Annotated in this window: 19 protein-coding genes; 10 read left to right on the top strand and 9 right to left on the bottom strand. The window is 70.3% G+C overall.

The annotated features are described in order from the left end of the window. Positions 1-127 precede the first annotated feature (127 nt). From KHU32_RS15845 to KHU32_RS15835, 3 genes are all read right to left on the bottom strand, one after another. The gene (locus KHU32_RS15845) at positions 128-715 is read right to left on the bottom strand and encodes a hypothetical protein (RefSeq protein WP_213671131.1); all 588 of its coding nucleotides are present in this window, start codon (positions 713-715) and stop codon (positions 128-130) included. 133 nt (positions 716-848) lie between these two features. Beyond that, the gene (locus tag KHU32_RS15840) at positions 849-1,856 is read right to left on the bottom strand and encodes a GNAT family N-acetyltransferase (RefSeq protein WP_213671130.1); all 1,008 of its coding nucleotides are present in this window, start codon (positions 1,854-1,856) and stop codon (positions 849-851) included. Next, positions 1,856-3,058, bottom strand: coding sequence for a pyridoxal phosphate-dependent aminotransferase (locus tag KHU32_RS15835; protein ID WP_213671129.1), 1,203 nt, complete (start codon positions 3,056-3,058; stop codon positions 1,856-1,858). The genes KHU32_RS15840 and KHU32_RS15835 overlap by 1 nt, the downstream gene beginning before the upstream one ends. Before the next feature lie 111 nt (positions 3,059-3,169). On the opposite strand from KHU32_RS15835, the gene KHU32_RS15830 reads away from it, so the two are divergent. From KHU32_RS15830 to KHU32_RS15820, 3 genes are read left to right on the top strand one after another with little or no spacing between them, the layout of a single operon-like run. Further along, entirely contained in the window at positions 3,170-4,126 is a 957-nt protein-coding gene (locus tag KHU32_RS15830; RefSeq protein WP_213671128.1) for an acetyl-CoA carboxylase carboxyltransferase subunit alpha, read from the top strand. Between the two features lie 57 nt (positions 4,127-4,183). Then, positions 4,184-5,656 (top strand): MFS transporter, encoded by a 1,473-nt coding sequence (locus KHU32_RS15825; protein WP_213671127.1) that lies wholly within the window; start codon positions 4,184-4,186, stop codon positions 5,654-5,656. 7 nt (positions 5,657-5,663) lie between these two features. Then, positions 5,664-6,119 (top strand): GNAT family N-acetyltransferase, encoded by a 456-nt coding sequence (locus KHU32_RS15820; RefSeq protein WP_213671126.1) that lies wholly within the window; start codon positions 5,664-5,666, stop codon positions 6,117-6,119. Positions 6,120-6,122: 3 nt separating this feature from the next. Here KHU32_RS15820 and KHU32_RS15815 read toward each other — a convergent pair whose 3' ends face one another. Then, a complete protein-coding gene (locus tag KHU32_RS15815) occupies positions 6,123-7,289 on the bottom strand; it encodes a tetratricopeptide repeat protein (protein WP_213671125.1) in 1,167 nt (388 codons plus the stop codon). Between the two features lie 142 nt (positions 7,290-7,431). On the opposite strand from KHU32_RS15815, the gene KHU32_RS15810 reads away from it, so the two are divergent. The 3 genes from KHU32_RS15810 to KHU32_RS15800 all read left to right on the top strand — a co-directional run bounded on the left by KHU32_RS15810 (position 7,432) and on the right by KHU32_RS15800 (position 10,590). Continuing rightward, entirely contained in the window at positions 7,432-8,418 is a 987-nt protein-coding gene (locus KHU32_RS15810) for a tripartite tricarboxylate transporter substrate binding protein BugD (protein WP_213671124.1), read from the top strand. Positions 8,419-8,555: 137 nt separating this feature from the next. Next, positions 8,556-9,137, top strand: coding sequence for an invasion associated locus B family protein (locus tag KHU32_RS15805; protein ID WP_213671123.1), 582 nt, complete (start codon positions 8,556-8,558; stop codon positions 9,135-9,137). Positions 9,138-9,225: 88 nt separating this feature from the next. After that, a complete protein-coding gene (locus KHU32_RS15800; protein ID WP_213671122.1) occupies positions 9,226-10,590 on the top strand; it encodes an LLM class flavin-dependent oxidoreductase in 1,365 nt (454 codons plus the stop codon). Between the two features lie 60 nt (positions 10,591-10,650). On the opposite strand, the gene KHU32_RS15795 is transcribed toward KHU32_RS15800, so the two are convergent. The 3 genes from KHU32_RS15795 to aspS form a co-directional block, all read right to left on the bottom strand. Continuing rightward, positions 10,651-11,925, bottom strand: a complete 1,275-nt coding sequence (locus KHU32_RS15795; protein WP_213671121.1) for an MFS transporter — start codon at positions 11,923-11,925, stop codon at positions 10,651-10,653. A gap of 47 nt (positions 11,926-11,972) precedes the next feature. Further along, positions 11,973-12,374 carry a MarR family winged helix-turn-helix transcriptional regulator gene (locus KHU32_RS15790; RefSeq protein ID WP_213671120.1) on the bottom strand — a complete coding sequence of 134 codons (402 nt, stop codon included), beginning with the start codon at positions 12,372-12,374 and terminating at the stop codon, positions 11,973-11,975. A 127-nt stretch (positions 12,375-12,501) separates the two neighbouring features. Continuing rightward, positions 12,502-14,286, bottom strand: coding sequence for an aspartate--tRNA ligase (aspS, locus tag KHU32_RS15785; protein ID WP_213671119.1), 1,785 nt, complete (start codon positions 14,284-14,286; stop codon positions 12,502-12,504). A gap of 128 nt (positions 14,287-14,414) precedes the next feature. On the opposite strand from aspS, the gene rnd reads away from it, so the two are divergent. Next, positions 14,415-15,590 carry a ribonuclease D gene (gene rnd, locus KHU32_RS15780; RefSeq protein ID WP_213671118.1) on the top strand — a complete coding sequence of 392 codons (1,176 nt, stop codon included), beginning with the start codon at positions 14,415-14,417 and terminating at the stop codon, positions 15,588-15,590. Positions 15,591-15,669: 79 nt separating this feature from the next. Here rnd and KHU32_RS15775 read toward each other — a convergent pair whose 3' ends face one another. Continuing rightward, positions 15,670-15,882: a hypothetical protein gene (locus KHU32_RS15775; protein WP_213671117.1), complete on the bottom strand. Its 213-nt coding sequence runs from the start codon at positions 15,880-15,882 to the stop codon at positions 15,670-15,672. A 214-nt stretch (positions 15,883-16,096) separates the two neighbouring features. Between KHU32_RS15775 and KHU32_RS15770 the strand changes: the two genes are divergently transcribed. From KHU32_RS15770 to KHU32_RS15760, 3 genes are all read left to right on the top strand, one after another. Then, positions 16,097-16,267, top strand: a complete 171-nt coding sequence (locus KHU32_RS15770; protein ID WP_213671116.1) for a hypothetical protein — start codon at positions 16,097-16,099, stop codon at positions 16,265-16,267. Between the two features lie 110 nt (positions 16,268-16,377). Next, a complete protein-coding gene (locus KHU32_RS15765; protein WP_213671115.1) occupies positions 16,378-17,361 on the top strand; it encodes a Bug family tripartite tricarboxylate transporter substrate binding protein in 984 nt (327 codons plus the stop codon). Positions 17,362-17,445: 84 nt separating this feature from the next. Next, positions 17,446-18,630, top strand: coding sequence for an MFS transporter (locus KHU32_RS15760; protein WP_213671114.1), 1,185 nt, complete (start codon positions 17,446-17,448; stop codon positions 18,628-18,630). A gap of 44 nt (positions 18,631-18,674) precedes the next feature. On the opposite strand, the gene KHU32_RS15755 is transcribed toward KHU32_RS15760, so the two are convergent. Next, positions 18,675-19,838 (bottom strand): aminotransferase class V-fold PLP-dependent enzyme, encoded by a 1,164-nt coding sequence (locus KHU32_RS15755; protein ID WP_213671113.1) that lies wholly within the window; start codon positions 19,836-19,838, stop codon positions 18,675-18,677. Between the last annotated feature and the right edge of the window lie 200 nt (positions 19,839-20,038).

The following is a 20,038-nucleotide window of genomic DNA, read 5'->3' as shown; positions in this document are numbered from 1 at the left end:
GGCATCCTGCCGGCGGGTGAGGTGGTGCGCCGCATGGCGGAGGAGGCGCGGGCTGGAATGACGCGCCTTCAGGCGGCCTTCTAGCCATGGGGGGGGGCCCCCCCCCCCCCCCCCCGGCCGGTTGGGATCACCGGCGCATCGGCTCGACGCGCAGCGCGACGCTGCGGCCATAGACGATATCGACCTCCTGGCCGGCGCGCAGCGAGCGCGCGAAGGCGGCCATGTCCGGATTCTGCGGACGCACCGTGCGCTGCTCGCCCGCGGGGCCCGTGAAGGTCACGGCGCCGGTGCGGCGGTTCACGGAATTGATGGTGACGCGCGCGCGCACGCCCTCCGCCGCCGCCACGCCGGGGCGCTGGCCGGGCGCCGTGCGCGCCGCCGCCTCGCCGGCGCCGACCGGCCCCGCGCCATCGGCCGGATTGGCCAGCGCCGCGATCAGCGCCTCGCCGAATTCCAGCACCACGGTGTCACCGGCATGGACCTGGGCGAGGTTGCGCACCTGCGGCCCGGCCACGACGGTCTCGAGGCTCCCGTCCTCGCGGCGCAGGATGATCTGGCGCGTCGTGCGGTCGATCGATTCCACGGTGGCCGTCGCGGTCATGGTGCGGGTGATCGAGGCCCCCTGGGGCGCGGCGCCGGCGGCAGACGGCGTCTGCGCAAGGACCGGGGCGGCGACCAGAAGCCCTGCGACCAGGCCAAATCGGAAAAGGCGCATGTGATGGATCTCCTTCGCTTTCGCCAGCTTGGTGTGGCGCGGCGCAGGAAGCCTACAACGATAACATCGTGGGAAGCGATAAGCCGTCGAACGGGACCGGGACGATCGCCCCGGTCCCGGCGCCTGCGGGGGATCAGCCCGGGCGCTTGAAGAAGAAGCGCGTGGCGCGCAGCGCGCCCGAGGCGTCCTGCGCGAAATCGGGGATGCAGCCGCCCTCGGTCCAGCCCAGGCGGCGATAGAGCCGCTCGCCCTCGTCATCCGCGCGCGTGTCCAGGGTGAGCAGCCGCCGGCCGAGGCGCAGCGCCGTCTGCTCGGCACGCCGCAGCAGCGCCTCGCCGACGCCGCGATTCCGGAAGGCGGGATCCACCAGCAGCTTCACCAGCTCGGCGCGATGCTGCTGGTTCTCCGGCGTCGCGAGGTCGAGCTGAACTGTGCCGACCAGCGCGCCCTCGAGCCAGGCGCCGAGCAGGACGCGATGCCCCTGCGCGACCTCGGAGGAAATGCGCTTCCAATGCGCGCGCGACTTCTCCACCGAGAGCGGCGCCAGATAGGTGACCGAGGCGCCAGCCGCGACGCAGGCGATCAGGATCTCGGAGAAGCGGCGCTCGGCACTCGCCGCCGCCGCCGCATCGAGCGCTTCGACCACCAGGCCCTGCGCCGGCTTGGCGTAGCGGAACTCCAGCGATTTCGAGAGGTCGTCCAGGATGCGGATGGCGCCCTGACGGACATAGCCGCGCTTCTCGTAGAAGGAATGCGCCGCGTTGAAGCGCGTATCGGTCCAGAGGACCATGCGCTCCGCCCCCGCGGCCCGCGCATGGGCCTCGGCGGTGTCGAGCAGGCGATGGGCGAGGCCGGTGCCCCGCGCCTCGGCGGCCACGTACATCCGGCCGATCTCCCAGGCGCCGTCTTCCCGTAGGGGGCGGGTCGCGACCATGCCGAGCGGGCCGTCCGGCCCCTCGGCCAGCCACAGCGCGCCGCCCTTCTCGGAGAAATAGGTGGCGAGTGAGCGCAGCTCCGGCAGCTCGGCATCCACGTCGAAGACGACGCCGGGGAACTCGCCCCAGGCATCGCCGATCAGCCGGATATAGGCCGCGGTGTCGTCGTCACGTCCGGCGCGCAGAGTGATGGCGCTGACCGTCATCAGGAGAGCCCTTTGCAGAACTCCTGAATCCGCGTGCAGCCCTCGCGCAGGCTGTCCATATCGGTCGCGTAGCTGATGCGGACATAGGGCGACATGCCATAGGCCGCGCCCTGCACCACGGCCACATGCGCCTCCTCGAGGAGGGCGAAGGCGAAGTCCGTGTCGCTCTCGATCTTCTTGCCGCCCTTGCTGGTCTTGCCAAGGCAGCCGGCCACGTTCGGGAAGACGTAGAAGGCGCCCTCCGGCTTGTGGCAGACGACGCCGGGCGCCTGGTTGAGCAGCTCGACCACCAGGTCGCGCCGGGCGCGGTACTGGGCCGCGCGCTCGGCCACCAGGTCCTGCGGGCCGTCCAGCGCCGCGGCGGCCGCCGCCTGGCCGACCGTCGAGACGCCCGAGGTCGCCTGACCCTGCATGTTGAACATGGCCTTGATCAGCCCCGCCGGGCCGCCGCAGAAGCCGATGCGCCAGCCGGTCATGGCATAGGTCTTAGAGGCGCCGTTCACGGTCAGCGTGCGGTCCTTCAGCCGCGGCTCCACCTCGGCGATCGTGCAGAACTCGAAGCCGTCATAGACAAGGTGCTCGTACATGTCGTCGGTCATGACCCAGACATGCGGGTGCTTCAGCAGCACCTCGGCCAGCGCCTTCATCTCCTCCCGCGAGCAGGCCGCGCCGGTCGGGTTGTTGGGGAAGTTCAGCATCACCCACTTGGTCTTGGGGGTGATGGCGGCCTCGAGGTCCTCGGGGCGCAGCTTGAAGCCGTTGTTCTGCGGGCAGCTCACCGTCACGGGGACGGCGCCGGCCACCTTCGCCATGTCGGCATAGCTGATCCAGTAGGGTGCGGGGATCACCACCTCGTCGCCCGGGTCCACCGTCGCCATGAAGGCGTTGAAGATGGCCTGCTTGCCGCCATTGGTGACGAGGATCTCGTCGGCCGTGTAGTCCAGGTTGTTGTCGCGCTTGAACTTGCGCTGGATGGCGGCCTTCAGCGCCGGCGTGCCGCCCTGCGGGGGATATTTCGTGTCGCCCTTCAGCGCGGCCTGGTGCGCGGCCTCGATGGCATGGGCGGGGGTGTCGAAATCGGGCTCGCCCGTGGTGAGGCCGATGACCTTGATGCCCTTCGCGGCCAGCTCGCGGGCCTTGATCGACATGGCGACCGAGGCGGAAACCTTCACATCGGCGAGGCGGGCGGCAAACGCGGGCATGGTGAAATCCTGACGGGTGTCGAAGGGCTGGCACTCTATGGCCGCCCGCTGGCCCCGCCAATACGCCCGCCCTGTTTCCGCCGAACCGGCTTTGGGCTAGACGGGCCGACCATGCGCCATTTCCTGGATTTCGAGAAACCGATCGCCGAGCTCGAGGGCAAGGTCGAGGAACTTCGCCGGACCACCGATGCGGGCGGTATCGACGTGGCCGACGAGGTCGCGAAGCTGCGCGACAAGGCGGAGAAGCTCCTCGCCGCGACCTACGCCAAGCTCACGCCCTGGCAGAAGGCCCAGGTCGCCCGCCACCCGGACCGGCCCAAGTGCCTGGACTACGTCTCGGCCCTCATCACCGAATGGACGCCGCTGGCCGGCGACCGCGCCTTCGCCGACGACGCGGCGGTCATCGGCGGCCTCGGGCGCTTCCGCGGCCGCGCCGTGGCCGTGCTGGGCACCGAGAAGGGCCACGACACCGACACGCGGGTGAAGCACAATTTCGGCATGGCCAAGCCGGAGGGCTACCGCAAGGCCCGCCGCATCATGGAGCTGGCCGGCCGCTTCGGCATGCCGATTCTCTCCTTCGTCGACACCTCCGGTGCCTTCCCGGGCATCGAGGCCGAGGCGCGCGGCCAGGCCGAGGCCATCGCCCGCTCGATCGAGGCCGGCCTCTCGGCCCCCGTGCCCTTCGTGGCCACCATCATCGGCGAGGGCGGCTCGGGCGGTGCCATCGCGCTGGCCGCCGCCGACCGCGTGCTGATGCTGGAGCACGCGATCTACTCGGTGATCTCGCCCGAGGGCTGCGCCTCCATCCTCTGGCGCGACGCCGCCCAGGCACCCACGGCGGCCGAGGCGCTGAAGCTCACCGCCGAGGACCTGAAGCGCCTCGCCCTCATCGACGCCGTGATCGGCGAGCCGCTGGGCGGCGCCCATCGCGACCAGGGCGCGACGCTCGAGGCCGTGGGCAATGCCGTCTGGTCCGCGCTGGAACCCCTGCTGCCGCTGGACGGCGCGACGCTCAAGGCACGCCGCCGCGAGAAGTTCCTGGAGATGGGCCGCCACGCGGTGGTCTGAGGGACGGCCGGTGATGCCCGATTCTCCCCGCCCCGGCTGCGGCGGGCGCCCCCGGCCATGACGGACGCGCTCTCGGCGCGCGCGGCCTTCTTCCGCGCCTTCCCCTGCATCGCCGTGGCCATCTTCGTCTCGGCGATCGACCAGACCATCACCGCCACGGCCCTGCCTGCGATGGCCCGGCATTTCGGCGTGGTGGAGCGCATCTCCTGGGTCGTCGTCGCCTATCTGGTCGCCGCCACCATCTCGGCGCCGGTCTTCGGCAAGCTCGGCGACGCCTTCGGGCGCCGGCGCATGATCTTCGTGGCCTTCGGCCTGCAGGCGCTGGGATCGCTGTCCGCGGGCTTCGCGCCGAATTTCGAGGCGCTGCTGGCAGCCCGCATCCTGCACGGCTTCGGCGGCGGGGCGCTGCTGACCCTCGCCATGGCCCTGATCGGCGAGAGCGTGCCGCCCCGCGAGAGGGGACGCTACCAGGCCTATCTCGTCGCCTGCTTCATGAGCGCGGCCGCGGCAGGGCCGCTCGCCGGCGGCTGGCTGACCCAGCATTGGGGCTGGCAATGGGTCTTCCTGACCGGGCTGCCCTTCGTGGCTGTCGGGGTCGTGGCCGCCCTGCGCCTGCCGCGCCATGGCGCGGAGAGCGGCTCCTTCCGCTTCGACGCGGTGGGTACCCTGCTCTTCACGCTCTTCGTGCTGGCGCTGCTGCTGACGATGGACCGGCTGCAGCGGCTGAGCGTCGATGCGCTGCTGGTGGCCGCCCCCCTCTTCGCGATCGCGGTGGGCGCGCTGCTGCTGCTGCTGCGCGCCGAGCGCCGCGCGGCCGACCCGCTGCTGCCGCTCTGGCTCTTCACCCACCCCGTCATCTGGCGGACCAACCTGCTCTCGGCCTGCGTGGCCGGCGTGATGGTCGCCATCATCTCCCTGGCGCCTCTCTATCTGACCGTGGTCCGCGACGTGCCGATCGCGACGGTGGGCGCCATGCTGCTGCCGAACAGCCTGGGCGGCGGCCTCGGCGCGCTGGTCTCGGGGAACTTCCTGGCGCGGACGGGGCGCAACATGCTGCTGCCCTCCATCAGCCTGGGGCTGAGCTGCCTGACGCTCGGCCTGCTCTCCTTCACGCTGGACGACATCTCGCTGGGCGCGCTGCCCTGGCTCCTGGCGATCGCCAGCTTCGGCTTCGGCTGCTCCTTTCCGGCGGTGCAGATCACCGTGCAGGCCGCGGCAGGGGTGAGCCGCGTGGGCATCGCGACGGCCTCGGTGCAGTTCACCCGCAACCTCGGCGCCGCAACGGGCACGGCGTTGCTGAGCGCGGTCATCTTCGGCGCCTTCGCTCTGGCCGATCCGCCCCTGGCGGCTTCCTTCGCGGAGACCATGCGCGGCGGCCGCCAGGCGCTGGCACTGCTCTCCGAATCGGACCGGCTCGCCATGGCGGCCGGGCTGGCGGGCGGCTTCAAGGCGATGTTCGCCTGCGCCGCCGTGATCATGGGCATCGCGACGGTGCTGGCCTGGCGCGTCCCGCTGCGGCGGATCGGCTGAGGCGGGCGTGATCGCCGTCCAGGAGGAAAGCCCGCGCCAGGAGGCGGTGGCCGACCTCCTCCGCCAGTCCGATGCGGTGGCGGCACGCCTCTATCCGGATATGCCACGGCGTGCCCTGAACCCGGAGACCGTCGGCGCGCCGGGCATTCGCCTCCTCATGGCCCGGCTGGAAGGCGCCGCGGCGGGCTGCTGCCTCCTCCTGGATCACGAAGAGGGGATCGCGGAGCTGAAGCGCATGATCGTGGGCGAGGGATTCCGCGGCCGCGGCGTGGGCATCGCGCTGCTGCATGGCGCCGAGGCCGCCGCGCGCGCCTCCGGCATCCGCGCCCTCCGCCTGGAGGTCGGCATCCGCAACACGGAGGGCCAGGCGCTCTATCGGCGCGCCGGCTATGGGGAACGGGGCCCGTTCGGCACCTACCGCCCCTCCCCCATCAGCCTCTTCCTCGGGAAGACGTTGGCTTGAGCCCTATCGGGCGAGCCGGAACAGCACGCCCGCGACGTCCGATCCCTTCTCTCGGCGCAGCACCGCCTCCTGCCGGGCGACGACCGTGAAGCCAGCGGCCTCGGCCAGCCCGGCGGCATGCGCCGGGTTGTGGCGGTATCGCAGGCCCTCGCCCAACGCGACCTCCTCCTCGCCGGTCTCCAGGCTGAAGACCGCCGTGCCGCCAGGCCGCAGGGCAGTCTTCATCGCCTCCAGCGCGGGGCGCAGGTCACCGAGATAGTTCAGCACATCCGCCGCCGCGATGATGTCGTAGGCCGCGATGCGGCGCGGCAGGAATTCCAGCAGATCCGCCTCGTGCAGCGCGTCGTAGAGGCCGCGCGCGCGCGCCTCGGCCAGCATGCGGGGCGAGAGGTCCAGCCCCTCCATCCGCGTGGCGAAGGGCTTCAGCGCAACACCCGAGAGCCCGGTGCCGCAGCCGAGGTCCAGCAGGCGCCCCGGGGCAGCGCCCTCCAGCAGCGCGGCCAGCAGCGCCGGCGTGCGATAGCCGAGCGCGCCTTCCAGCTCCGCGTCGAAACGGGGCGCGAAGGCGTCGAAGAGCTCGCGCACATAGGCGGCCGGCGCGCGGGCCGGCACCGGCCCGGCGCCGAGGCCCGCGAGCAGGAAGCCCGCCTGCTCGGCCAGCGGTCCCTTCACCTGGGCGGCAGCCTGCCGTGCCTCCTCCGCCGCGCCCGCCTCGCGCGCGGCATGCGCCAGGGCCAGCCAGGCCTCGGGCGCCTGCGGGGCGAGGCGCACCGCCTCGCGCAGCGGATCCAGGGCCGGGCCAGGCTGGCCGGCCGCCGTCATCGCCTGCCCCAGGTTCCGCAGGCTCACGACATCGGCTGGATTGAGCGACAGCGCCCGCTCCAGCGCGTCGATGGCCTCGCCCAGGCGCCCGGCCTCGGCGAGGGTCGCGCCATGATTGGCCTGGAACAGCGCGGAATCCGGCATGGCGGCGACGGCGCGGGCGGCATGGGCCAGCGCCGCCTTCAGGTCCCCGCGCTGGCGCGCGCAGATGCCGAGAAGATTTTCCGCATCCGGATGCCCGGGCGCCAGCCGCAGGGCGCGCCGATAGAGGCTTTCCGCCTCCTCGATCCGGCCGGCCCGATGCCGCTCGACACCGCGATGCAATAAATCCTCCGCTTTGACCTTCATCGCTGCCCTTTCGCCGTGTCACGCGCCCGAAAGGGGGCGATAGACAATCCATTACTGCGCCGCCAGCCGTATTGACCCATTGCCAAGTCCGCGCGAATGGCGACACAACTTTCCCGTAACTATCCAACCAATGGAGGAAAACATGTCACGCCTTTCCCGGCGCATCCTTCCGGCGCTGGCCGCCCTCGCAATGGGCGTGGTTGCCAACCATTCCTCCGCACAGACTTTCCCCACCCGCCCCATTACCGTGATCGTGCCTTTCGCGGCCGGCGGCCCCACCGACACCGTCGCACGTCTCGTCGCCGAGCAGATGGGCCGTGACCTGGGCCAGGCCGTCGTGGTCGAGAATGTCGGCGGCGCCGGCGGCACGCTCGGCGCCCAGCGTACCGCCTCCGCCCGGCCGGACGGCCACACGCTGCTCATCCACCACATCGGCATGAGCACCATTCCCACGCTGTACCGCCGCCTCTCCTACGATCCGGTCAATGGTTTCGAGCCGGTCGGCCTCATCACCGAAGTGCCGATGACCATCATCGGCAAGCGGAACCTGGCGGCCAACAACCTCCAGGAGCTGGTGACGCTGGTGCGGCGCGAGCGGCAGGGCATCAACCTCGCCAATGCTGGCGTGGGCGCGGCGAGCCACCTTTGCGGCCTGCTCTTCCAGTCGGCGCTGAACGTGCAGCTCACCACCGTGCCCTATCGCGGCACGGGCCCGGCGATGAACGACCTGGTCGGCGGCACGGTCGACCTGATGTGCGACCAGACCACCAACACGACCGAGCAGATCCGCGCCGGCACCGTCCGCGCCTATGCGGTGACGACGCCGACCCGCCTCGGCTCCCTGCCCGACCTGCCGACCGCCAACGAGGCCGGCATGCCGGGCTTCGAGATCAGCATCTGGCACGGCCTCTATGCGCCGCGCGGCACCTCGCCCGAGATCGTGGCGCGCCTCTCGACCGCGCTGCAGGCCGCGCTCCGCGACCCCGGCCTGACGCGGCGCTTCCAGGACCTCGGCACCGAGCCCGTCGCGCAGGAGCGCGCGACGCCCGATGCGCACCGGACCTTCTGGCAGGCGGACGTCGCCCGCTGGCGCCCGATCATCCAGGCGGCCGGCCAGTTCGCCGACTGATCGCGACCATGCCCTGGGCCGGCGCCAAGCCGGCCCAGGGAACCTTTCGGGCTCAGTAGGCGGCACCCGCCGATCGCCCGTTCCGCATCCCTGGCATCCGCCGCTATGATGCGGGCCAGACCGGATCCGGATTTCAGATGCGCCCCTTCGCCGCCGTACTCCTCGCCAGCCTCGCCTTGCCCCTCGCCTCGCCCGCCTGGGCGCAGCAGCGACCGGCGGCGCCGGCGGCGCGGCCGGCCACGACGCCCGCGCCAGCCGCGAATGCCGGCACGCCCGAGCGCACCTCCGCCACCTATGGCGACTGGGTCATGCGCTGCGAGACCCGCACGACGCCCACGCCGGGCCGTGGCTGCGAGCTGCTGCAGTCGCTGCAGGACCAGCGCGGGCAGCCGGTGGCGCAATTCGCCCTCGGCCGGATCCAGCGCGAGGACCCGGCGCGCCTCGTCGTCCTCATCCCGTCGAACATCACCATCGCGGTGCCGATGCGGCTCAATCTCGCCGATGGCGCGCCGCCGATCGCCGTCACCCTCAAGGCCTGCGGCCCTCGCGGCTGCGTGGCCGATGCCGAGCTGAACGCCGCCATTCTGACCCGCATGCGCGCCCGCGAAACCCAGGGGCGGCTGGAGTATCGCGACGCCCTGAATGCCGAGGTCGCGCTGCCCTTCTCCACGCGCGGTTTTGTCCAGGCGCTGGACGCGCTTCAGCGCGAAGGCTTCTGACGCCGGCACCGCTTGCCAGCCTGCCCGTTTCCGCGCCCGATATCGTCGCGCTCGCAGAAGCGCTGAACGGCTGAGGAAACGAACGAGAATGTCCCGACGCGGCGAAATGGCCCTGATCGCCTTCCTCCAGGCGCAGAACTGCTCGAACTACGCAGGCTCCTGGCGGCATCCGGAGACGATGCAGGACTACCTCAAGCCGCAATACTACCAGCGCATCGCCCGCATCCTCGAGGACGGCCGCTTCCACATGGCCTTCTTCGACGACCGGCTCGCGATGCCGGATATCCTGGGCCGCGACCATGCGGAAGCCGTGCGCAACGGCATCCGCGTGGTGAAGATGGACCCGGTCTCCATCCTCAGCGCGATGGGCTACGCGACCGAGAAGCTCGGCCTCGGCGCGACCTACTCCACCACCTATTACGAGCCCTTCCACATCGCCCGCGTCTTCGCGACGCTGGACCATATGCTGGGCGGCCGGGTCGCCTGGAACGTCGTGACCTCGCTCAACGACAGCGAGGCCCGCAACATGGGCCGCAGCGAGCATCCCGAGCACGACCTGCGCTACGACCGCGCCGACGAATTCATGGAGATCGTCCTCTCGCTCTGGGACAGCTGGGACGACGACGCGATCAAGAACGACCGCGAGACCGGCCTCTTCGCGGACCCCACCAAGGTCCGCCGGCTGAAGCATCATGGCCGCTGGTACGACGTGGAGGGCACCTTCACCGTGCCCCGCACGCCGCAGGGCCGCCCCGTGCTGCTCCAGGCCGGGCAGAGCGGCCGCGGCAAGACCTTCGCCGCGAATTGGGGCGAGCTGATCTTCATCACCCAGCGCAACATCGAGGCCGCGCGCGCGAACTATCGCGAGTTCAAGGAGAGCATCGCCGCCCTGGGCCGCAACCCGGACGAGGTGAAGGTCTGCCCCGCCATCTACTCCATCATCGGCACCTCGGAGGACGAGGCGGCCGAGAAGAAGGCGCAGATCGAGGCGCTGGCGAAGCCGGTGGACGGGCTCGCCTTGCTGTCCGAGGTACTGAACTACGACTTCGCGAGCAAGGCCATGGACGAGCCCTTCACCGATGAGGAACTGGCCGGGATCAAAGGCCTGCAGGGCATCCGTGATCGTGTGGTGCAGGGTTCGGGCAAGAAGAACCCGACAGTCGCGGATTTCGTGGAGGTGAGCGGGCGCGGCACCATCCGCGACTTCACGGGCTTCCACGGCACGCCGAAGAAGATCGCCGACGAGATGACCGAATGGTTCGAGACCGACGCCTGCGACGGCTTCGTGCTGGCCGCGACCCATATGCCCGGCGCCTACGAGGATTTCGTGCGGCTCGTGGTGCCGGAGCTGCAGCGGCGCGGCGTCTTCCGCAAGGAATTCGCCGGCACCACGCTGCGCGAGAACCTGCGCCTGCCGCGCCCCCGGCCCTTCGACTGGAAGCGCCCGGCCTAGGTCAGAGCCCGATCATGCTTCCGCGCATGATCGGGTGCTCCGGTGGCGCGCTGCCGGGGCTTACGCCGTCTGCGCCTTGAGGGCCGGCGCCCGATCCTCCCGCACGGCGACGACCAGCACCGCCGCGATGAGGCATAGCACGCCCGCGCCGAAGAAGGCCGGCAGGTAGGTCTCGTAGGTCGTGCGCGTGAAGCCCGCCGCATAGGCCGCGAAGGCCGCGCCCAGCTGATGACCGGCGAAGATCCAGCCGAAGACGAGGTTGGTGTTCTCGCCGAAGCGCTCGGCGGCGAGCTTCACCGTGGGCGGCACGGTCGCGATCCAGTCGAGCCCGTAGAACATCGCGAAGAGCGACAGGCCGTAGAGCGAGAACTCCGTGAAGGGCAGGTAGAGCAGCGAAAGCCCGCGCAGCCCGTAATACCAGAAGAGCAGCCAGCGGCTGTCATAGCGGTCGGACAGCCAGCCGGAGCCGATGGTCCCGAAGAAGTCGAAGATGCCCATCATGGCCAGTACGCCGGCCGCAGCCACGGGCAGCATGCCGAAATCGCCGCAGAGCGAGACGAAATGCGTCTGCACCAGGCCGTTCGTGCTCGCGCCGCAGATGAAGAAGGTGCCGAAGAGCACCCAGAAGGTCGACGAGCGCGAGGCCATGCGCAGCGCCACGATGGGCGAGGCGAGCATCGCGACGAAGCCGAGCTGAGGCGGAGGGGCGACGACCGCATCCCCGCCATAGGGCGCGATACCGAGATCCGAAGGGCGGTCGCGCATGAGCAACAGCACGGCGACAGCGGCGAGCAGCAGCATGCCGAGGAGCAGCACCTGCGCCGAGCGCCAGCCCAGGCTCTCCGTGAGACTGGCGATCAGGGGCAGGAAGAGGAGCTGGCCCGTCGCGCTGCTGGCGGTCAGCAGGCCCAGCGCCAGGCCACGGCGCTGGACGAACCAGCGCTGCGCCACGGTGGCGCCCAGCACCATCGCCGTCAGCCCGGTGCCGAAGCCGACCACGATGCCCCAGAGGAGGATCAGCTGCCAAAGCTCGGTCATGACGAGCGAGCCGAGGATGCCGGTCGCGATCAGCCCCAGGGCGACGGAGACGACCCGGCGCAGGCCGAACCGGTTCATGAAGGCGCCGGCAAAGGGGCCGGTCAGGCCGAAGAGCACGAGGCGAATGGCCAGCGCTGTGGAGATCTGGGAGGTCGTCCAGCCGAATTCGCGCTCCAGCGGGCCGATGAGCACGCCCGGCGCGCTCACGGCGGCGGCCGTGACCAGCATGGTCAGGAAGGTGACGGCGACCACGATCCATCCGTAGTGGATGCCGCTTCGCTGGGGGTTGGGTGGCATGCCGGTCGCTCCTGAAGCGGGTATATACCCTGAAACGATTGAAAAATTCAAAAATCTCGTAGCGTGGTGAACAGCTCCAGCACGCCGGTCGGACCGAGGCGCGCGTCGATCGCGTCCTGCACCCCATCCCAGAGCGGGTCGCCGTCGACGAGGGCCTGATGGCCGGCCGGTGTAAGCCGGACCACGGCCTCCCGCTGATCCTCGCCCCGGCTGAGGGCGACGAGGCCCATGCGCTCGAGGACGCGGACATTGCGGCCGATGGTGGAGCGGTCGAGCTCCGCGAGACGGCCGAGCTCCGTGAGGGTCACGGTCTCCGCGCGGCGGACGCGGCGGAGGAGGCTGAACTGGGCGATATTGACGCCGACGGGCTTCAGCGCCTCGTCATACAGCGCGGCCAGCCGCCGGGAGGCAGCCTTCAGCGCGGTGCAGTAGCAGGGGCTCGACGTCATATCGCGGGTATATGCCCGCAATGGTTCGGATGGCAAGCGTCGCGTGACCGCGGTCGGCGCTTGGCAGCGATGCGCAGGATCCGGGGGAGCCTGGGACGCGCCGGAGAGCGCATCCCAGGCCTCAGGCTCAGCCCGGCTTCTTGGCCGGCGGCAGCTCCACCTTGATGGACAGCTCCTTGAGGCGGATCGGCTCCACCTCGGAGGGCGAGCCCATCATCAGCTCCTCGCCCTGCTGGTTCATCGGGAAGAGGTTGACCTCGCGCAGGTTCGGCTCGTCGGCCAGCAGCATCACGATGCGGTCGATGCCGGCGGCCATGCCACCGTGCGGCGGGGCGCCATAACGGAAGGCGTTGAGCATGCCGCCGAAGCGCTCCTCCACGGCCTCGGGCGGATAGCCCGCGATGCCGAAGGCCTTCACCATGATCTCCGCCTTGTGGTTGCGGATGGCGCCGGAGGCCATTTCGTAGCCGTTGCAGACGATGTCGTACTGATAGGCGCCGATGGTCAGCGGGTTCTGGGTTTCCAGCGCCGCCATCTCGCCCTGCGGCATCGAGAAGGGGTTGTGGCTGAAGTCGACCTGGTTGGTCTCCTCGTTCAGCTCGTAGAAGGGGAAGTCGGTGATCCAGGCGAAGCGGAACACGTTCTTCTCGACGATGCCGAGCTCATTGCCCAGGCGCAGGCGCGTCTGGCCGGCGAACTTGGCGGCGTCGCCCTCCTTGCCGGCCGCGAAGAAGACGGCGTCGCCGGCCTTCAGGCCGCAGATCTGGCGGATCTGCTCGGCGCGGTCAGCCTCCAGGTTCTTCGCGATCGGACCCTTGGGACCTTCCGCGTCGAAGGTGATGTAGCCGAGGCCACCGGCGCCGTTCTCACGCGCCCATTCGTTCAGCTTGTCGAAGAAGCTGCGCGGGTTGCCGCCGGCACCCGGCGCCGGGATGGCGCGGATGACGCCGCCGCCCGCCGCGATCTTGGCGAAGAGGCCGAAGCCCGAGCCCTTGAACTGCTCGGTGACGTCGCTGATCACCAGCGGGTTGCGCAGGTCCGGCTTGTCGGAGCCGTACTTCAGCTGCGCCTCGGCATAGGGGATGCGGATCCAGGGGCCGGCATCCACGGCGCGGCCGGCGGCGAATTCCTCGAACACGCCGCGGATGACGGGCTCCATCGTGGTGAAGACGTCCTCCTGCGTGACGAAGCTCATCTCCACGTCGAGCTGGTAGAACATCAGCGTGCGGTCGGCGCGGCCGGCCTCGTCGCGGAAGCAGGGCGCGATCTGGAAGTAGCGGTCGAAGCCCGCCACCATGGTCAGCTGCTTGTACTGCTGCGGGGCCTGCGGCAGCGCGTAGAACTTGCCCGGGTGCAGGCGGGCGGGCACCAGGAAGTCGCGCGCGCCCTCGGGGCTCGACACCGTCAGGATCGGCGTCTGGAACTCGTTGAACTGGCTCGCGATCATGCGGCGGCGAATGCTGTCGATGATCTGCGCGCGCAGGATCATGTTCCGCTGCAGGCGCTCACGCCGCAGGTCCAGGAAGCGGTAGCGCAGGCGCATGTCCTCGGGCGCTTCCTGCTCCTGCGCGACCTGGAAGGGCAGCACGTCGGCGGCGGATTGCAGCACCAGCTCCTTCACCCGCAGCTCGATGGCGCCGGTGGGGAGCTTGTCGTTCACCGTGCCCGGCTCGCGATTCACGATCTCGCCGGTGACGGTGATGACGCTCTCGACCCGCACGGCATCGGCCGCCTCGAAGACGGAGGAGCCCGAGGGGATCACGCACTGCGTCAGGCCGTAATGGTCGCGCAGATCGATGAAGAGCAGGCCGCCATGGTCGCGCTTGCGGTGCACCCATCCCGAAAGACGGACGGTCTGCCCTGCATTCTCGGCGCGGAGGGCGCCACACGTATGGGTGCGGTAGGCGTGCATCGGGGACCTGCGGAAAGGGAAGATGGACGGCGGAAAGGGCCTTCCCGGGGCGCGCCTGTCAACCCATTGCGGGTCAGGACCCTGCCCCCACCCTTGCATAGCGGCCGTTCCGGCCGCAAAGCAGGCCCATGGCCCGAATGCAAGACCCGCCCATCCGCCTGATCACGCAGTCCGCCGAGCTTGCCGAGCTCTGCGAGCGCCTGCGGACCGAGCCCTTCGTCACCGTCGATACCGAGTTCATGCGGGAGCGGACCTACTGGCCCGAGCTCTGCGTGGTCCAGCTCGCCGGCGCGCGGGACGTGGCGGTGGTGGACGCCCAGGCCGAGGGCATGGACCTCGCCCCCCTCGGCGACCTGCTGGCCGATCCGGCGGTCGTGAAGGTGTTCCATGCCGCCCGGCAGGATGTGGAAATCTTCCTCCTCCGCTTCGGCGCCGTGCCGAAGCCGCTCTTCGACACGCAGGTGGCCGCCATGGTGGCCGGCTTCGGCGACCAGGCGAGCTACGACAGCCTCGTCCGCGCCCTGGCCGGCACCTCCATCGACAAGGCCCACCGCTTCAGCGACTGGTCGGTGCGCCCGCTCTCGGCCTCGCAGATCGCCTATGCCGCCGGGGACGTGACGCATCTGCGCCGCGTCTACCTGGAGCTTCGCGAAAGGTTGCTGAAGGAAGGCCGGCTCGACTGGGTGGCGCAGGAGATGGACGCGCTGCTCGAGCCCTCCACCTACATCACCGAGCCGGAGACGGCCTGGGAACGGCTGAAGCCCAAATCGGCCAACCGGCGCTTCCTCGGCGTGCTGCGCGCCGCCGCCGCCTGGCGCGAGGCCGAGGCCCAGCGCGTCAACATCCCGCGCGGACGCCTGGTGAAGGACGAGTCCCTGGCCGAGGTGGCCGCCTCCGCGCCCGAGACGGTGGACCAGCTGGCGCGCGTGCGCGGCGTCTCGGAAGGATTTGCCAAGGGCAAGTCCGGCGCCACGCTGCTGGCGGCGATCGCCGAGGCGAAGAACCTGCCGGAGGACGCGCTTCCCCTGCCGCTGGAAGCCCGCAAGGGCGCGGGCGCCTCGCCGGCGCTGGTCGCGCTCCTGAAGGTGCTGCTGGCGGCGAGCGCCGAGGCGCATAACGTCGCCCCCAAGCTGCTGGCCGATACCGAGGATCTCGAGCGGCTGGCGAGCGAGACCGAGCCCGATATCCGCGCGCTCTCCGGCTGGCGGCGGGAGGTGTTCGGCGCCGATGCGCTGGCCCTGAAGACGGGGCAGCTCGCCCTCGGCGTCGCGGGCCGGCGCGTGAGGCTGATCCGCGCGGGGTAATCCCTGCCGTCGCCAAACGGCAGGGTGTTCATGTCATCGGGCGGGCGCCCGAGTCGGCGCGCCCGCCCGTGCTGCGCGCTTAGGCCATAGTCGCCGGGATCAGCAGGAAGTCCGGCTCCTCTGCGCCCCGCACCGGATAGAGCTGATAGCGCCATCCGGGCGGCGTGCGTTCCTTCAGGACCGTCTCGACCAGTTCCTTCCTGTCCGTGGTCGCGTGGCGGGCCCGGCGTTTGATCTCGGCCCGGAGCATCGACACGATGATCCGGGACCTTTCCCACAAAGTCTGTTCCATAGTCCCTCCAGCCCGCCCGAACGTATGCGGCGGCAGAAGGTTTCCCGAATGATTCCAATTTCATTGAAGATTTCCATCGCGGCCTGATCGCTCTCGTCGCGCGTGCGACAGGCGCGACAATTCCGTCTCCTCGCGGGATCGGGGTGCGACCGGGCATGGCTATCTGAAGCCCCTGGCCCCGCATGGCGCGGGACCGTCAGAGGAGGACGGCGCGATGCGCGAGCGAGCGATGGCCCCTGGCGACGAGGTTCCCCACCAAAGCTCCGAGGACAAGCCGCCCGAACAAGACCGCTATGAGGGCATCGACGGATGGATGAACGCGGTCCGGGGCTTCTTCGTGCTCATCCTCGGCCTGCTGCTCGTCAGCATCTTCACGGTCGTCTGAAACAACGTCTCCAGCGCTGACCGATTGTCGGCCACCGGGCTTGCCACGATGGGCGGATGATGTGTTCCTCCCGGTTCGCCAAGAACCGCACGTCCGGGGGAAACAGTATCATGACCAATCGCCGCGATATCCTGTCCGCGTTGGCGATCGCGCCGCTTGCCGTCCCTCTGGCCGTCCCTTTCGCCGGCACCGCGCGGGCGCAGGCCTGGCCCACCCGCCCCGTCCGCCTCGTTGTCGCCTTCGCGCCGGGCGGCTTCACCGACATCGCCGCCCGCCTGGTGGCCGAGCGCCTGGCCGCGAGCCTCGGCCAGCCCGTCTCCGTGGACAACCGCGCGGGCGCCGGCGGCATCATCGGCACGGAAGCCGCGGCCCGCAGCCCGGCCGACGGCTATACCGTGCTGATGGGGACCATCAGCACCCAGGCGATGAATGTCGGCCTCTACCGCACCCTCCCCTATGATCCGGTCGCCGACTTCGCACCCGTCTCCGGCGTCGCGACCAGCCCCAACGTGCTCGTGGCCCATCCCTCCACCGGCATCACCGACGTCGCGACGCTGATCGCCCGCGCCAAGGCCCGGCCGGGCGTCCTGACCTTCGCCTCGGGCGGCAACGGCACCTCCAGCCATCTGGCCGGCGAGCTCTTCAAGTCGCTCGCCGGGGTCGACCTGCTGCACGTGCCCTTCCGCAGCACGGCGCCCGCCGCCTCCGCCCTGGTGGCGGGGCAGGTGGACCTGATGTTCGACACCCTGCCCTCCTCTCTGCCCCATGTCCGCGAGGGGCGCCTGACGGCGCTCGGCATCACCTCGGCGCGCCGCCTCGCGAACCTGCCGGAGCTGCCGACGGTGGCCGAGACCGTGCCGGGCTTCGAGATGGGCGTCTGGACGGCGCTCTTCGCTCCTGCGGGCACGCCGCGCGCGATCATCGAGCGCCTGGACGCGGCGGTGCGCGAGGCGCTTCCCCAGCTCCAGGCCCGCTTCGGCGAGCTCGGCCTCGAGCCCTTCGTCGCCGCGCCCGATGCGCTTGCCGCCTATCTGCGGTCCGAGATCGAGAAATGGACCGCCGTGGTGCGCACGGCCCGCATCACCGTCGACTGATCGGCAACGGGCCGCCAAGGGCCCGCGATCGTCCTCGGCGCGAAGGGAGGCAAGGGTGGCCCGGGCCATGAGAAGCGAGCAGTGATGCGTATCGGGATCGAGGCCAGGCTGCTGCTGCTGGCCCTGGGCGCCATGTTCGTTCAGCAGACTTTCGCGTCACTGGGCCGCAACCTGCCGACGGTGATCGCCCCCGCCATCATCACTGACCTGCAGCTCGATACCGCCTGGGTCGGCGTCTATGTGAGCCTGATCGGGCTTTCAGCGCTGATGTTCCAGCTGGGCTGCGGCAGCTTCATCATCCGCTACGGCGCGCTTCGGATGAGCCAGGTGGCGCTGCTGCTGCTGGCCGGCGGCCTGGCGGCGGCCTCCACCGGCTCTATCGCGCTGCTGGCGCTGTCGGCGATCATTGGCGGCGGCGGCTCCGCCATTTCCACACCCGCGAGTTCGCACCTTCTGGGGCGCTACTCGCCGCCGCGCTACGCGCCGCTCGTCTTCTCGGTGAAGCAGACCGCCGTGCCGGCCGGGCTGCTGATGGCCGGCCTCCTGGGCCCGGCGATCACGCACAGCGCGGGCTGGAGCGCCGCGCTCAATGCCGGTGCCATCGGCTGCCTGGTCTTCGCCGTCCTGCTTCAGTTCACGCGGAAGGAGTTCGATTCGGACCGCGTGCCGAGCCGGCGTTTCCACTTCTCGGACTTCCGGACCACCTTCACCTCCGTGCTGGCCACGAACGAGCTGCGCAACCTCTCGCTGGCCTGCTTTGCCTTCAACGGGCTGCAGACGGTCTTCACCTCCTACTTCATCGTCTACCTGGTCGAGCTCGGGCACTCCCTGGCGCTGGCCGGCCTCGTCTTCTCCGTTGCGATGTTCGTGGCCGTGCCCTGCCGCATCCTCTGGGGTTGGCTCAGCAGCACCAGCCTGGCGCCGCGGCCGACCATGGCGGGCCTGGCCTTCGGCATGGCGGCCAGCGCGCTCTTCACGGGGCTGTACGGCCCCTTCTGGCCCGTGCTGCTGGTCGGCTTCGTGGCCTCCTGCCTGAGCGCCACGGCCATGTCCTGGCACGGCGTCCTGCTGGCGGAGGCGGCCCGCCTGGCGCCCCCGGGGATGCGCGGCATGGCCACGGGGGGCGTGCTCTCCTTCGGCCAGATCGGCGCCTTGCTGCTGCCGCTGGCCTATTCGGCGCTGCTATACCTCACGGGCAGCCACGGGCTCGGCTTCGCCGTGTGCGGGCTGCCGGCGCTGGTCGTGGGCGTGCTGCTCGCGCGGAAGTAGGCGGGGCCGCTCATGTCGCCCCGCCCGAGTGCCGCCCGACCCTCTCAGGCCGCGACGGCGGTACCGCGCAGGCAGCGCGCATAGGCCGCGACGAAGCGGTCCACATCCTCCTCGTCATTGTAGACATGCGGGCTGATGCGCATCCGGCCGAGGCGCGGCGCGGCGAAGGCCTTTTCCGCCGCCATCGCCTCGATGAAGCCGTCCGGCATGCCCTTGGGGAAGGAGACGCTGAGAATATGCGGCGCGCGCAGCGACCGCTTCGGCAGGATCGCGCCCGCCTCGGCCAGGCCCTTTTCGAGCCGCGCGGTCAGCATCCCGCAGCGTTCGCCGATCGCGGCGTGCCCCCAGGATGCCATCAGCTCAAGGCCCACCGCCGCCATCTCGAGCCCGACGAAATGGTCGCGCTCGCCCATGTCGAAGCGCCGCGCGGTCGGCGCGTAGGACAGGTCGGAGAGGTACGGCACGCGGTCGTTCAGCACGCCCTTCCGGCCGAAGCCGGTCTGCTCCAGCGGCACGCCGTCCTGATGGCGCTTCGCGATGTAGATGAAGGCGCGGCCGTAGGGGCCGAGCACCCATTTGTAGGTCGGGAAGATCAGGAAATCCGGGTCGAGGCGCTTCACGTCGAGGTCCATCATCCCCGCGCCATGCGTCGCGTCGATCAGCAGCGCCGCGCCCTTCGCCTTCAGCGCCGCCGCGATGCGGTCCATGTCCAGCAGGGCGCCGTCGGCCCAATGCAGGTTGGAGATGGAAGCGATGGAGAGCGGCGCGCCGGGCTTCGCGATCGCTTCCTCTACGGCGGCGGTCCAGTCGCCATCGGCGGGGCGTTTCACCGTCTCGACCGTGAAGCCCTGGGCTGGCGCGCGGGCCAGCCATTCCAGCACGGGCGAGGAATGATCGTCCTCGAAGACCAGGACGCGGGATCCGGCGGGTGGCGCGAAGACCTTCCCGGCGATGGCGACGCCATAGGAGACGGAGGGGATCACGGCGACATCCTGGGCCTCGGCGCCGATCAGGGCGGCGGCGGCCGTGCGGGCACGTTCGATGACGCGGCCCGGAAGCGCCGGATCGACGCCCCAAGGGTGGGTCTTTCGCCCGACGCCCATCCGCCCCGCCTCCTGCACCGCGAGCGGCAATGGCGACCAGGCGGCGGCGTTGAGATAGGCGACATCGCGCGGGATATCGAAGAGGTGGCGCTGGGACGCGAGCATTCTTGGTCTTCCTTGGACGGGTTGGAGTGAGCCTAGATCAGCAAATACCGACGGCCAACGCCGACCTCTCCCGATGGTGTTCAGTAATGGGTATGGCCGGAGACCGCGGGCTGTCAGGCGGCAAAAAGCGCCAACGAGAAGAGCTGATCGATGGGCGCTCCGTTCGGCAATCATCCTCGGTCAGATGCTGCCCGTGCCGA

The organism is Roseococcus pinisoli, assembly GCF_018413645.1.
Classification (GTDB): Bacteria; Pseudomonadota; Alphaproteobacteria; order Acetobacterales; family Acetobacteraceae; genus Roseococcus; species Roseococcus pinisoli.
The sequence above is the reverse complement of the archived record's forward strand: the minus strand, read 5'-3'. Positions and strand labels throughout refer to the sequence as shown.

Coding starts and splice junctions, on each gene's coding strand:
- KHU32_RS15845 (WP_213671131.1), bottom strand. CDS start 715: ATGCGCCTTTTCCGATTTGGCCTGGTCGCAGGGCTTCTGGTCGCCGCC.
- KHU32_RS15840 (WP_213671130.1), bottom strand. CDS start 1,856: ATGACGGTCAGCGCCATCACTCTGCGCGCCGGACGTGACGACGACACC.
- KHU32_RS15835 (WP_213671129.1), bottom strand. CDS start 3,058: ATGCCCGCGTTTGCCGCCCGCCTCGCCGATGTGAAGGTTTCCGCCTCG.
- KHU32_RS15830 (WP_213671128.1), top strand. CDS start 3,170: ATGCGCCATTTCCTGGATTTCGAGAAACCGATCGCCGAGCTCGAGGGC.
- KHU32_RS15825 (WP_213671127.1), top strand. CDS start 4,184: ATGACGGACGCGCTCTCGGCGCGCGCGGCCTTCTTCCGCGCCTTCCCC.
- KHU32_RS15815 (WP_213671125.1), bottom strand. CDS start 7,289: ATGAAGGTCAAAGCGGAGGATTTATTGCATCGCGGTGTCGAGCGGCAT.
- KHU32_RS15810 (WP_213671124.1), top strand. CDS start 7,432: ATGTCACGCCTTTCCCGGCGCATCCTTCCGGCGCTGGCCGCCCTCGCA.
- KHU32_RS15805 (WP_213671123.1), top strand. CDS start 8,556: ATGCGCCCCTTCGCCGCCGTACTCCTCGCCAGCCTCGCCTTGCCCCTC.
- KHU32_RS15800 (WP_213671122.1), top strand. CDS start 9,226: ATGTCCCGACGCGGCGAAATGGCCCTGATCGCCTTCCTCCAGGCGCAG.
- KHU32_RS15795 (WP_213671121.1), bottom strand. CDS start 11,925: ATGCCACCCAACCCCCAGCGAAGCGGCATCCACTACGGATGGATCGTG.
- KHU32_RS15790 (WP_213671120.1), bottom strand. CDS start 12,374: ATGACGTCGAGCCCCTGCTACTGCACCGCGCTGAAGGCTGCCTCCCGG.
- aspS (WP_213671119.1), bottom strand. CDS start 14,286: ATGCACGCCTACCGCACCCATACGTGTGGCGCCCTCCGCGCCGAGAAT.
- rnd (WP_213671118.1), top strand. CDS start 14,415: ATGGCCCGAATGCAAGACCCGCCCATCCGCCTGATCACGCAGTCCGCC.
- KHU32_RS15775 (WP_213671117.1), bottom strand. CDS start 15,882: ATGGAACAGACTTTGTGGGAAAGGTCCCGGATCATCGTGTCGATGCTC.
- KHU32_RS15770 (WP_213671116.1), top strand. CDS start 16,097: ATGCGCGAGCGAGCGATGGCCCCTGGCGACGAGGTTCCCCACCAAAGC.
- KHU32_RS15765 (WP_213671115.1), top strand. CDS start 16,378: ATGACCAATCGCCGCGATATCCTGTCCGCGTTGGCGATCGCGCCGCTT.
- KHU32_RS15760 (WP_213671114.1), top strand. CDS start 17,446: ATGCGTATCGGGATCGAGGCCAGGCTGCTGCTGCTGGCCCTGGGCGCC.
- KHU32_RS15755 (WP_213671113.1), bottom strand. CDS start 19,838: ATGCTCGCGTCCCAGCGCCACCTCTTCGATATCCCGCGCGATGTCGCC.